The organism is Thioalkalivibrio sp. ALJ1, from assembly GCF_000745395.1.
GTDB lineage: Bacteria > Pseudomonadota > Gammaproteobacteria > Ectothiorhodospirales > Ectothiorhodospiraceae > Thioalkalivibrio.
This window is the reverse complement of sequence record NZ_KN050684.1, coordinates 1,459,776-1,472,287: the sequence shown is the minus strand read 5'-3', so window position 1 is coordinate 1,472,287 and position 12,512 is coordinate 1,459,776. Positions and strand designations below refer to the sequence as shown.

Annotated in this window: 14 protein-coding genes; all 14 read right to left on the bottom strand. The window is 66.2% G+C overall.

What is annotated here, in order from left to right:
* Nucleotides 1–191 precede the first annotated feature (191 nt).
* Complete coding sequence (locus tag F462_RS09300) at nucleotides 192–1,034, bottom strand: ferritin-like domain-containing protein (RefSeq protein ID WP_038053577.1); 843 nt, start codon at nucleotides 1,032–1,034, stop codon at nucleotides 192–194.
* Nucleotides 1,035–1,053: 19 nt separating this feature from the next.
* Nucleotides 1,054–1,185 (bottom strand): hypothetical protein, encoded by a 132-nt coding sequence (locus F462_RS14020; protein WP_256378272.1) that lies wholly within the window; start codon nucleotides 1,183–1,185, stop codon nucleotides 1,054–1,056.
* 26 nt (nucleotides 1,186–1,211) lie between these two features.
* Nucleotides 1,212–2,417, bottom strand: coding sequence for an O-succinylhomoserine sulfhydrylase (locus F462_RS09295; protein ID WP_038053575.1), 1,206 nt, complete (start codon nucleotides 2,415–2,417; stop codon nucleotides 1,212–1,214).
* A 40-nt stretch (nucleotides 2,418–2,457) separates the two neighbouring features.
* Entirely contained in the window at nucleotides 2,458–3,567 is a 1,110-nt protein-coding gene (alr, locus tag F462_RS09290; RefSeq protein WP_038053572.1) for an alanine racemase, read from the bottom strand.
* 8 nt (nucleotides 3,568–3,575) lie between these two features.
* The gene (dnaB, locus tag F462_RS09285; RefSeq protein ID WP_038053571.1) at nucleotides 3,576–4,940 is read right to left on the bottom strand and encodes a replicative DNA helicase; all 1,365 of its coding nucleotides are present in this window, start codon (nucleotides 4,938–4,940) and stop codon (nucleotides 3,576–3,578) included.
* A gap of 79 nt (nucleotides 4,941–5,019) precedes the next feature.
* Nucleotides 5,020–5,469 (bottom strand): 50S ribosomal protein L9, encoded by a 450-nt coding sequence (rplI, locus tag F462_RS09280; RefSeq protein WP_018140303.1) that lies wholly within the window; start codon nucleotides 5,467–5,469, stop codon nucleotides 5,020–5,022.
* Nucleotides 5,470–5,537: 68 nt separating this feature from the next.
* Nucleotides 5,538–6,485, bottom strand: a complete 948-nt coding sequence (locus F462_RS09275; protein WP_038053568.1) for a YybS family protein — start codon at nucleotides 6,483–6,485, stop codon at nucleotides 5,538–5,540.
* Nucleotides 6,486–6,516: 31 nt separating this feature from the next.
* Nucleotides 6,517–6,741, bottom strand: coding sequence for a 30S ribosomal protein S18 (gene rpsR, locus F462_RS09270; RefSeq protein ID WP_017940974.1), 225 nt, complete (start codon nucleotides 6,739–6,741; stop codon nucleotides 6,517–6,519).
* A gap of 42 nt (nucleotides 6,742–6,783) precedes the next feature.
* Entirely contained in the window at nucleotides 6,784–7,188 is a 405-nt protein-coding gene (rpsF, locus tag F462_RS09265; RefSeq protein ID WP_038053566.1) for a 30S ribosomal protein S6, read from the bottom strand.
* Between the two features lie 169 nt (nucleotides 7,189–7,357).
* Complete coding sequence (locus F462_RS09260; protein ID WP_038053564.1) at nucleotides 7,358–7,813, bottom strand: c-type cytochrome; 456 nt, start codon at nucleotides 7,811–7,813, stop codon at nucleotides 7,358–7,360.
* Nucleotides 7,797–8,423: a c-type cytochrome gene (locus F462_RS09255; protein WP_038053561.1), complete on the bottom strand. Its 627-nt coding sequence runs from the start codon at nucleotides 8,421–8,423 to the stop codon at nucleotides 7,797–7,799. The genes F462_RS09260 and F462_RS09255 overlap by 17 nt, the downstream gene beginning before the upstream one ends.
* 65 nt (nucleotides 8,424–8,488) lie before the next feature.
* Nucleotides 8,489–8,803, bottom strand: a complete 315-nt coding sequence (locus F462_RS09250; protein WP_038053558.1) for a hypothetical protein — start codon at nucleotides 8,801–8,803, stop codon at nucleotides 8,489–8,491.
* A 27-nt stretch (nucleotides 8,804–8,830) separates the two neighbouring features.
* A complete protein-coding gene (gene rlmB / locus F462_RS09245; RefSeq protein ID WP_038053555.1) occupies nucleotides 8,831–9,586 on the bottom strand; it encodes a 23S rRNA (guanosine(2251)-2'-O)-methyltransferase RlmB in 756 nt (251 codons plus the stop codon).
* Nucleotides 9,587–9,665: 79 nt separating this feature from the next.
* Nucleotides 9,666–12,374 carry a ribonuclease R gene (rnr, locus tag F462_RS09240; protein ID WP_038053553.1) on the bottom strand — a complete coding sequence of 903 codons (2,709 nt, stop codon included), beginning with the start codon at nucleotides 12,372–12,374 and terminating at the stop codon, nucleotides 9,666–9,668.
* Between the last annotated feature and the right edge of the window lie 138 nt (nucleotides 12,375–12,512).

Here is a 12,512-nt window from a genome sequence, read left to right as displayed (position 1 = left end):
CAAGCAAGAAAGTGCCTCGGGGCGCGCTGGCGAGTCAGCGCCTGGCAGTATGTGGACCGGAGGCACCGTAAACACCAGATGCAGAACCAGGCCCAGCCACAGCAAGGCAAGCGGCTAAGCGAAGGCACCGCAAACACGAAAGCAGGTGAAAGGCCTGACCACAAAACGGCGCAGAGCCGATCAGATCGGGGCTATGGCGACGAATCGGCGGTGGCCTGGGCCTCCAGTTGCGCCATCTCGGAGTCGGTGAAGCCGGCGGCGCGGCGGGCCTCGTGGGCGAAAGGCGGGCGTACGCGGCCCGGCATGTACTCGGCCAGCAGCTCGAGGAACAGCGGCTCGGGGTCGAGTCCGCGCGCATGGGCCAGCTCGCGGAACCAGCGCGTGCCGATCGCCACGTGGGCGACCTCCTCGCGCTGGATGATCTCCAGCAGCGCGACGGTCGCGTGATCGCCCGCCGCCGTCAGGCGCTCGATCATGCCGGGGGTCACGTCCAGCCCGCGCGCCTCCAGCACACGCGGCACCAGAGCCATACGGATCATCACGTCGTGGTCAGTCGCAAGTGCGGCCTCCCACAGCCCATTGTGGGCCGGCAGGTCTCCGTAGTCCGCGCCCAGCTCGTTGAGCCGCGCGCGCAGCAGTTGGAAATGGCGCGCCTCCTCGGCCGCCACCTGCAGCCAGTCGCTGACAAAGGGCGCCGACATGTCGCGAAAGCGATAGACCGCATCCAGCGCCAGGTTGATCGCGTTGAACTCGATATGCGCGACCGCGTGCACCAGCGCCACCCGCCCGGCCGTCGTGCGCAATCCGCGCCGCGGCAGATCCTTCGGGTGCACCAGCACCGGCCGTTCCGGACGTCCGGGTATCTCCATACGCTCCGGACCGGAGCTGGCGACAGCCTCCACCTCATCGGCCCACCAGGCCTGCATCAGGCCCAGCACACGCTCGCACTTGGTCTCGGGATCGCACTCGCGCAGCGCCATTTCGGCCGCACGATAGAGATCGGGACCCCCAGGATTGTTGATCGGCTGGCTCATGGCGGCCAAGGATACCCGTTCATCGCTCGCCGGTCGGCAAGCTGCGGCGTAGCAGGATGGAGTTTCCGATCACCGAGAGCGAGCTGGCGGTCATCGCGATCACGCCGATCATTAGGTGCAGCAGGCCAACCGCGGCGGTGGTACTGGACATCCCCGAATGACCCTGAAGACGTCGAGTCAGAGCGCGTCCAGGCCACGGGCCAGGTCGCCCTGGATGTCGGCGATGGCCTCGAGCCCGACGGCGATACGCACCAGGCTTTCGGTAATGCCCTGGGCCTCGCGCTTGTCCGGGTCCACGCGGCTGTGAGTGGTGGTGGCCGGGTGGGTAATCGTCGTCTTGGTATCACCCAGATTTGCGGTGATCGAGAGAAAGCGCGTGGCATCGATCACCGACCAGGCGGCCTCGCGCCCGCCGGCAACCTCGAAGCTCAGCACGCCGCCAAAGCCGCTTTGCTGGCGCTTCGCGGTCGCGTGCTGCGGGTGGGATTCGAGCCCCGGGTAATGCACGGCGGTGACCTTCGGGTGGGCTTGCAGCCACTGCGCCAGGACCAGGGCGTTGTCGCTGTGGGCCCGCATGCGCAGGGCCAGCGTCTCCAGCCCCTTCAGGAAGACCCAGGCATTGAACGGTGAAAGCGTTGGTCCGGCGGTGCGCAGGAAGCCGTAGACGTCCTTGCCGACGCGCTCGGCATCGCCGACGACCGCGCCGCCCAGGCAGCGCCCCTGGCCATCGAGGAACTTGGTCGCCGAGTGGATGATGATGTCAGCCCCGAGATCCAGCGGGCGCTGAAGGATCGGGGTGCAAAAGCAGTTGTCCACGGCCAGCAAGACATCATGGCGATGCGCGATCTCGGCCAGCGCCGCGATGTCGACCACCTCACCCAGCGGGTTCGACGGCGTCTCGCAGAAGTACAGCCGCGTGTTTGGCTGCGTGGCCGCTTCCCAGGCCTCGAGATTCGACAGCTCGACGTAGGTCACCTCGACCCCAAAGCGCCCGAGGTAGTTGTTGAACAGCACCGTGGTGGTACCGAACACCGAGCGCGAACAGACCACGTGATCCCCGGCCTTCAGAAGCCCCATCATCGTGGCGAGGATCGCGGACATGCCCGAAGCGGTGGCCACGCACGCCTCCCCCCCCTCCAGTGCCGCCAGCCGATCCTGGAAGGTGCGCACGGTGGGGTTGGTAAAGCGCGAGTAGATGTTGCCCGGGCTCTCGCCGCCAAAACGGGCTGCGGCCTCCGCGGCCGAGCCAAACACGAAGCTGGAGGTCGGGAAAATGGCCTCGGAGTGCTCGCCCTCCGGCGTGCGCTGATAGCCATGACGGATGGCTACGGTCTGCGGGTCGTACTCGCCGGGGTTGAAGTCGCGTGGGTCAAAATCGGTCATCGGGACATCCTGAGCTGCGCAATACCACAGTGTACCGGGCTCAGCCGATTAACTGCAGGCGATCCGCGACGCGCGTCAGGAGCTCGTAGCTGATGGTCCCTGCCGCGCGCGCCACCCGCTCTACGGGCAGACCTCGACCCCACAGGGTCACCCAATCTCCAACCGCCGCCGAGGGGCAGTCGGTCAGGTCCACCGCGAGCATATCCATGGACACGCGCCCAACCAGGGGGCACAGAGTGCCGTTGACCAATACCGGCGTACCGGACGGGGCATGACGGGGATAACCATCGGCATAGCCCATCGCGACGATCCCGACCCGCCCAGGGCGCTCGGCACTCCACGTGGCCCCATAGCCAACGGTGCTACCCGGTTCCAGGGGCTGGGTCGCGACCAGGGGCGCCTGCACCGTCATCGCGGGATGCAGATCGGCATCCGGACCTTCCGGGGGTTGGACGGCCGGCACCGTCGCGGGATGGGCGCCGTACAGCATGATGCCCGGACGGGCCCAGCACTGCAGCGTCGGGCCGAGCCCATCGCCCTGCCCCCAGCCGGCGAACAATGCGGCTGAATTGGCCACACTCGCCTGCCCCGAGCGGCCGGCTACGGCCCCTCGGAAGGCGGTCAGTTGAAGGGCGTTCTGTGGATGGTCCGGCTCGTCGGCACAGGCCAGGTGGGTCATCCAGTGCAGCCCGTCGGCCCCATGGCCGGCAGCCTTGAGTCGGCTGGCGACGGGCTCTGCCAAATCGGGGGCAAACCCGAGCCGGTTCATACCCGTGTTCAGCTTCACCCAGACCACCGGAAGGGCCACGCTCAGCGTCTCGAGAAGGTCCAGCTGGGCGGCCTCGTGTACGACAGGCTGGAGATTGAACTCGGTGCAGGCTTGAAGTTCGCTTGCATCCCTTGGCCCCTGCAGCACCAGCAGCGGCCCCGGGTAGCCGGCCTTGCGCAGGACACGAGCCTCGCCGACCTGGGAGACCGCCAGACCATCACTGGCCTCCGCCAGGGCCTCGGCCGCCCACGTGAGGCCATGCCCGTAACCCTCGGCCTTGACCACGGACCACATCGGGACCGCTGGCGCGAGGTGACGCGCCACGGACAGGTTGTGCCGGAGGGCATCGGGATGGAGCTGGATGGTGGCCGCGCGTCTCACGCCGTGCCTCAGGCCTCGTGTCCGATCTCGCCGTAGACGTCGGGAGCGTAGTTCTCGAAGCGGGTGAACTGCCCGCGGAACGTCAGGCGCACGGTCCCGATAGGGCCGTTACGCTGTTTGGCGATAATGATCTCGGCCGTGCCCTTATCGGGCGATTCGTCGTTGTAGACCTCGTCACGGTAGACGAAGGCGATCACATCGGCGTCTTGCTCGATGGCCCCGGACTCGCGCAGGTCCGACATGACCGGACGTTTGTTGGGGCGCTGTTCCAGTGAGCGATTGAGCTGTGAAAGCGCAATCATCGGCACGCTCAACTCCTTGGCCAGGGCCTTCAGCCCGCGCGAGATCTCGGAGATCTCGTGGGCACGGCTCTCGCCGCTACCGGGAAACTGCATGAGCTGCAGATAGTCGACCACGATCAGCCCCAGGCCCTTGTGCTCGCGCATCAGACGGCGGGTCCGTGCCCGCAGCTCGGTTGGGCTGAGCGCCGGGCTGTCGTCGATGAACAGGGGCGCCTCGGACAGCATCTGCACCGCGCTGGTCAGCCGCGGCCAATCGCCATCATCCAGACGCCCCGAACGCAGCTTCTGCTGATTGATACGCCCCATGGAGGACAGCAGACGCATCGCCAGCTGTTCGCCAGGCATCTCCATGGAGAAGATCGCGACCGGGGCGGTGTTCTTCATCGCCACGTATTCGGCGATGTTCATCGCGAAACTGGTCTTGCCCATGGAAGGCCGCCCGGCGACGATCACCAAGTCCCCCGGATTCAGCCCGGACGTCAGGTTGTCGAGATCCTGATACCCGGTCGCCAGACCGGTGATCGGGTTTTTGCTCTCGTAGAGGTGCTCGATCTGATCGACGGCCGCGGTGAGCAACGGCTTCATGCCACGGAAACCCTGCGCACCCCGCGCGCCCTGCTCGGCGATGCGGAACACCTTCTGCTCCGCTACGTCCAGCAGTTCCTTGGAATCGCGGCCTTCGGGGGTAAACGCGGAATCGGCAATCTCGGTGCCTACCGAGATCAGCGAGCGCAGGATGGAACGCTCGCGAACGATGTCGGCATAGGCCACGATATTCGCGGCACTCGGGGTCTCGGATGCAAGACGTCCGAGGTAGGCCATGCCGCCCGCGGACTCCAGCTCGGCCATGCGGTCGAGCTGTTCCGAGACGGTGACCATGTCGAACGGGGCGTTACGATCCGCCAGCGACGACACCGCCCGAAAGATCAGGCGGTGGTCGTGGCGATAGAAGTCTTCTGCGGTGATGCGGTCGGCCACCCGATCCCAGGCGCCATTGTCCAGCATCAGCCCCCCGAGGACCGCCTGCTCGGCCTCCTCGGAATGCGGGGGTACCCGCGGATTCGGGGTCATGACCGGGCCGCTCCCGCGAACCCGCCCATGCGCCGGGTATCAGCGACCCGGTGGGGCCACCCTCCCGACATCCAGCCGATCACTCTTCGCCGATCACGACGACGCGGATGTCGACGTCCACGTCCGAATGCAGGTGCAGAGTCAGCTCGAACTCGCCGGTCGTCCGCAGCGGGCCTTCCGGCATGCGCACCTCGCGCTTCTCGACTTCGGTGCCCTTGGCGGTCAGGGCATCGGCGATATCGGCCGGGCCGATGGAGCCGAACAGCTTGCCTTCGCCACCGGACTTCGCGGTGATCTCGAGCACCGTGCCATCCAGCTTTTCCTTGCGGGCTTCCGCCTCGGCCAGGGCTTCGGCGGCGGCCTTCTCCAGTTCGGCGCGGCGCGCTTCGAACTCGGCAATGTTCTCCGCGGTGGCGAACTTGGCCTTGCCCTGCGGCAGCAGGTAATTACGGGCAAAACCGGGGCGCACGGTGACGCGGTCACCGAGGGTGCCCAGGTTATCGATCTTTTCCAGCAGAATGACTTCCATCTTAGGTATTCCTGTAACGTTGGGTCAGCCCCCAAAAGGGCTCAGTTTACACCGGTCGCGGACCGGTCTCACGAATTGTTGTCACCGTCCGGTCCGTCACCCGGACCCTTGCGCCCGCCCAGCGCACCAAGGCGCGAGCGGATGTCCGCCCAGGCATCGATCACCCCGATCGTCGCCAACAGCAGAAACATCTGCGGCAGCGCCAGTGCCATCAGCACATACATCCCGACCAGCCAGAAACTGCTCATTCCCTGGCGGAAGGTCAGCGCATGCATCAGCGCAACCCCCTGGAGGAAGAACAGCACCGCCAGGATGAACGCCAGCTCGGTCGCCAGCGGAACGGGTCCCAGGTGCCCGAGGCCCGCCAGCAACAAGGTGGCTGCGCTGGTCGTCCGGCCGAACTGCAACGCCCGGAATTCCTCGCCGAACGCCCCCGGGTTGTACAACAGCGCCTGCCAATAGCGGCCTAGCAACACCGCCAGCGTCAGACTCAGCAGCACGATCCCGGCGAACAGGCCCGTCAGATACGGGGCCATCCGACGAAGCGCGGCCTCCAGCTCCTGGGGGCCGGTATCCGCACCCTCAACCAGCGGGCCCAGCAGGGTCATGCCTACCCGCGCCCAGGTCGCTTCCAGATCCGGCACTAGCAGATGCACCAGCAGCACCCCGGCCCCGGAAACCCCGGCGGCCACCTGCAGCGTCACCGGCCAGGAGACCGTGCGCCGCAAGAGCTCGGCAAGCAACGCCACCGGAGCCCACTGCACAAAGCCGGCCATCACGCCGGCGAACAATGGCGCCTCGGGCACCAGAGCGAACATCGCCACGCCCAGCACCACAGACGACAGCGCCACCACCAGCACCGCCTGCCCGAGCCCGATACGCAGCCCGACCAGGGCTACCAATGCGCTACCCAGAATGGCGATCGGCGGCAGGAACAGCCCCACCACGCCAAAGCCGGAGACCGCGCCCACGGCGCGGCCCCGGCTCTTCATCGCAAAGTCGGCCAGTGCCCGCATAACGACGGCCCCGGCAAAACCGGCGCGAGGTTTAGTGGTTGTCGCTGTACGGCAGCAGGGCGAGGAAGCGCGCACGCTTCACGGCGGTAGCCAGCTGACGCTGATACTTGGCGCTGGTGCCAGTCACACGACTGGGCACGATCTTGCCGGTCTCGGTAACAAAACCCTTGAGCAGGTTCAGATCCTTGTAATCGATGTAATCGATGCCTTCGGCGGTGAACTTGCAGTACTTACGGCGACGCGGAAAACGGGCCATGTCAGATCTCCTTCAACAATTCGGTCAGTGAACGGGCAGGACTTACTCGGCGGCGGCCGAGTCGTCGAGAGCGGACTCGCCACCCTCGTCGTCGCGCTCGCGGCGACGGCCCTTGGCGTTCTCCTCTTCCTGGCCCTTGGCCAGCGGGGAGGTCTCGGTCACGGCCTCTTCCATGCGCATCGCCAGATGGCGCAGCACGGCATCGTTGAAACGGAATGCGCTGGCGAGCTCTTCCATCGCCTCTTCCGAGGCTTCGATGTTCATGAGCACGTAGTGCGCCTTAACCAGCTTCTGAATCGGGTAGGCCAGCTGACGGCGGCCCCAGTCTTCCAGGCGATGGATCTTGCCTTCATGGCCTTCGACCAGGCCCTTGTAGCGCTCGATCATCGCCGGGACCTGCTCGCTCTGGTCGGGGTGGACCAGGAACACAACTTCGTAATGACGCATTGGGAACTCCTTGCGGGTATCAGCCTCCCGTCCACGCGGTGAGGCAAGGGTTCGGCCGCGCGGGGTTCGCCCGCGGGGCAGAAAGGCGCGATACGATAACCGAAGCGCAGCTCGGCAACAAGCCTGGCCCTGGCCCCACTTCCGGTGCGGGGCCAGGACTGCGATGCAATCAGTCACCTCCTACGGGCCATTCGTGATCCGGGATGATGCCGTCATCCCGCTGCTCATGACGAACCCAGGCAACGATGTCGGCCACGTCCTCGTGCTCCAGCCCGGGGATCGGCGGCATGTCACCGTACTCCCAGTGATGCGCGCCGACCCCACGCTCCACGGCGATAAAGAAGGTAATGTCGGCGTGGTGCGACGGCTCGTAGATCCGATGGACGAGCGCCGGCCCCTGGTCCGTCCCGCGGGCATCCGCTCCATGACACTCCGCGCAACTCTGCTGGAAGCGCTCCTGACCCGCGCGTGGATCGCCATACAGCTCGACATTGGCAAGCCCCTGGATCGGATAGGGCGCGCGCTCCTTCGGCGCCTCCGGGGCCTGCTCGCCACATCCGGCGAGCAGGCCGGCAAGGGCCAGCGCGACCACCGACGCCCCGACAGACTTAATGCGCATGCCCATGATGGCCCCCGTTGTGGTGGTCGTGGTCGTCGTGCCGCTCAGGCGCGTGCTGGCCATCGTGGTCATCCGAGGGGTCGTCGCCGGCATCGGCCAGCTCGTAGCGGATGTAATTGACCACGTGCCAGATCTCGTCGTCGTCGAGCACACCGGCAAAGGCGGGCATCTCGCCCGAACCCTCGCGAATCATCCAGTGGTATTCGCCTGCGGTGTGCCCCCCGGCGTGTTCCCGCAAATCGGCTGGACGCGACTCCAGCGCACGCGCCTGCGGGCCGTCACCGGCGCCGGCCTCCCCGTGGCAGACCAGGCACTGGGCCTTGTAGGCATCCCGCCCCATGCGAATGGATGCCTCGTCCGCCGCGTGGGGGTTATCGCGCTCGGCCGCATCGGAAGGTGCCTCCCAGCGATGTTCATGCGCGTCGTGGTCGTGCATGGGGTCATCGTGGGCGTGATGGTCATGGCCGCGGTGGTCACCCTGGCCGGAATGGTCATGGTGATCATGGGTCGGCTCACCGTGATGGTGGTCGTGGCCCTCGCTCGCCGCGAGCGGCGTCGCCAGGGTCAGGCTAATGGCCAGCAGGGCGCCGACCGGAAAAACGGTTGCAGAAGACATCTCGATTCCTCGCTGTCGCAATCATCAAAACGGACGCGGCCAGGCCGCGTCCCGGGACAGGGGAATCAGGATCTCGGTGGAGGGCTCGGGGGCTCGACGGACAACCGGGTCGGCTGGACCAGGGGTTCGGCGGGCACCCGGGTCAGCTTCGTCGTAAGCGAGACAACAGTCGCCAGCGGGGCCATGCAACAGCCACCGTGGCTGGAACATTCATGCTCGGCGTGATGATCGCAGTGCGCGCCCTCGCAGTGCATGGAGGCGTCCATCTCCACGGGCTCGGTGTGCATAGTCGCCATGTCGGCCGCATGCGCGGTTTGTGCCATCACCAGCAGGGGCAACAGCAGCAACAGCCAGAGGAACGGTCGAGGACGTACGCGCATGTACCGAGTGTATCAGGGCCGGCGCCGTCAGGATTGGCGCTGGCGGCGGACCTCGAACAGCGTGATGCCCGTCGCCACCGAGACGTTCAGGCTCTCCACCGTGCCGCCCATCGGGATCCTGGCGAGATGATCGCAGGCCTCGCGGGTCAGACGGCGCAGCCCTTCGCCCTCGGCCCCCATCACGATGGCGGTGGGTACACGCAGGTCCACCTGGTAGAGGCTTTGCTCCGCCTCCCCGGCCAGCCCCACCGTCCACATCCCGGCGTCTTTCAGCCCCGACAGGGTGCGGGCAAGGTTCCCAACACTGACGACGGGAACCGTCTCGGCTGCACCGGAGGCGACCTTGATAGCCGCGGGGGTCAGAGCCGCACTGTGATGGCGCGGCATCACCACCGCACCGGCGCCGGCAGCATCCGCAGTGCGCAGGCAAGCCCCAAGGTTATGCGGGTCGGTCACGCCATCCAGCACCAGAATCAGATCAAGCCCGTCGCGGACGCGCCCCACCAGGGTCCGCTCGTCCACGACCGGCCGCGGTTTGCAATGCACGATTACACCCTGGTTCTGAAACCTGGGATGGTGCTGATCCAGGCGCTCGCGGCCAACGCGCTCGACCGATATCCCGCTCGCTTCGGCCAGCCGAAGCAGCCGCTCCAGCGCGGGCTCGATCGGGTCGGTCGCCAACTGCAGGCTTTTGACGCGCTCGGGCGCCTGCTGCAACACAGCCGCCACCGCATGGATGCCGCCAAACGTCTCGGCCCGGCTACCCTTGCCACCCTTGCTCATCGTGCGCTCCCGACCCGTCCAGCGGCAGTAGCGGACGCGGATCTTGCAAGATGGCTACGCGAAGTCGGCACGCGGCCCCTCAGGACGGGCGCCGGCGCCGTCCCCGGCGACGCGGAGACTTGGACGCCTCGTCGGTCGGACCGGGCTCGACAATCGTATTGCCATCCTTGTCGCTTTCTGGCTTCGGCGGGGGCACCGCCTCGTTGCCAGGCTCCGGAGCATCCGGGACGGCCTCGGCCTGGTGATCCGGCTGTGCGTCGGACGCACCGGAATCGCCACCACCACCACCGCCGCGACGGCGCCCCCCACGACGACGGCGTTTCTTCTTTGGCGCCGGTGTCTCATCGGCATCCGGTTTCCCGCCAGGCGCTTTCGGTGCTGACTCGACTGGAGCCGATTCGGCAGCAGACGCATCGGCATCCTGGCGCCGCTTGCCGCGCCGGTTGCGCTTCTTCGGCGCGGGTGCCGCTTCGTGCGACGGTTTCTCGGTGGTGGCTTCCGCTGTCGCTTCGGCCGCGGCGGACTCGGCACTGGGCGCGTCGGCGTCCTTGCGGCGTTTGCTGCGGCGACTGCGCTTCTTCGGCGGCGGATCCGACGACCGGGGTTTGCCGGCCTCTTCGGCCAGGGCCAGGTCGATCTTGCGATCGTCCAGGCTGACCCGTGCCACCTGCACCTTCAGCACATCACCAATACGGAACACGCGACCACCGCGCTCGCCGGTCAGCGAATGGCGCGAGGGATCGAAGTGATAGAAGTCGTTGTCCAGGCTGGTCACATGGACCAGCCCCTCGATATAGACATCCTTGATCTCGACGAACAAACCGAATCCGGTGACGCCCGAGACCACGCCCTCGAAGGTCTCCCCGACCTTGTCCTGCATGTACTCGGCCTTGAGCCAGGCGATGGCGTCACGGGTGGCATCGTCCGCACGCCGCTCGGCCATGGAGCAGTGTTCACCCAGCTGTTCCATCTCGGTGTGCGAATACGGGAAACCCTTGCGACTGCCCTTGCGCAGGACGTGGCGGATACCGCGATGCACCAGGAGATCCGGATAGCGACGGATCGGCGAGGTGAAGTGCGCGTAGTCATCCAGGGCCAGGCCAAAATGCCCATCGAGCTCCGGCGCATAGACCGCCTGACTCAGCGACCGCAGGAGGACGGTCTGGATCAGTTGCTGATCGGTGCGCTGGCGCGCGGCCTTCAGGACCGTCGTGTAGTCGGCCGGGGTCGGTTCGGCACCACCCCCCAGGTTCAGACCGGCACCATTCAGGAATTCTCGCAAGTCGTCGATCTTGTCCGACGGCGGCTGATCATGGATGCGGTACAAGGCCGGCACCTTGTGCTTCTTCAGGAAGCGTGCGGCGGCCACGTTCGCCATGATCATGCATTCCTCGACCAGGCGGTGCGCGTCGGTACGCTCGGTCGGGACGATCTTCTCGATCTTGCGGTCCTCACCGAAGACGATTTTTGTCTCGGTGGTATCAAAATCGATCGCCCCGCGCCGATTGCGCGACGCGTGCAGCACCTTGAACACCTGCTGCAGCGTCTCCAAGTGCGGCATCACGTGCGCATTCTTCTCACGCAGCGCGGAATCGCCCCGGAGCATCTGCGCCACATCGTCATAAATCAGTCGCGCATGCGAACGAATCAGGCCCTCGTGAAAACGGTAGCCCTTCAGTGCACCGCGGGCGCCGATTTCCATCTCGCACACCATACTGAGGCGGTCGACGTTCGGGTTCAGCGAGCACAGTCCGTTGGACAGGGCCTCCGGCAGCATCGGGATCACGTTGTTCGGGAAGTACACCGAGGTGCCACGAGTCCGTCCCTCGCGGTCCAGGGCCGAATCGCGTTCGACGTAATGCGATACGTCGGCAATCGCGACCCACAAACGCCAGCCCTTGCCTTCCGGCTCGCAGTACAGGGCGTCGTCGAAGTCGCGGGCATCGTCCCCGTCAATGGTCACGAAGGGCTTGTCGCGCAGATCCAGGCGCCCCTTCTTGTCCTTCGCCGCCACCTCGGCGCCAAGGGAATCAGCTGCGGCGATCACTTCGTCCGGCCACTCGTGCGGGAGACTGTGGGCACGGATGGCAATGTCGATCTCCATACCCGGCGCCATGTGCTCGCCGAGCACCTCGACGACGTCGCCCTTGAGGCGTGCGGTACGCGAAGCGGACTCGCGAATGCGCACGACCACGATCTGGTCGTCGTCGGCCTCGCCCAGACCATCCGGCGGCACCAGGATCTCGTGGGTAATGCGCTTGTTGTCCGGGGTCAGAAGACCCACGCCGTCCTCGATCTTGAGGCGCCCGACCACCTGGGTGGTATTGCGCTCGAGCACCTCGACAATCCCGCCCTCGCGGCGACCACGACGATCCACGCCCATGACACGAGCCAGCGCGCGGTCGCCATGAAACACGCCGCGCATCTGCTTGGGCGACAGGAACAGGTCATCGTCCTGCTCGTCCGGCACAAGGAAGCCAAAACCGTCCGGGTGACCGATCACGCGACCGCGGATCAGGTCTTCCTGGTTCACGGGCAGATAGGCACCACGCCGGTTGCAAAGGGCCTGGCCGTCTCGCTCCATTGCCTTCAGGCGGCGGCGCAGGGCCTCGAGACGATCGTCGTCTTCGATCTTCAGCCGTTCCGCGATCTCGTCGTAGGACAGCGGATTGTCGGCTTCCTGCAGGAGCCCGAGAATGAACTCGCGGCTGGGGATGGGGTTGTCGTACTTCTGCGCCTCGCGCTCGAAATTCGGATCGGCGGGGGTCTTGCGACGTTGTCTTGGCATTCAGTGAACTCTGTGGATGTTGCAATGGGCAGCCCCTTGCCGGGAATCCGGCCGGGCGCGCAAGTAAACGCCCATTATGAGGCATGCGGAATTTTGTTGCGCAGAACGGCATTTGCAGGGCGTCGACCGCCTACCCCG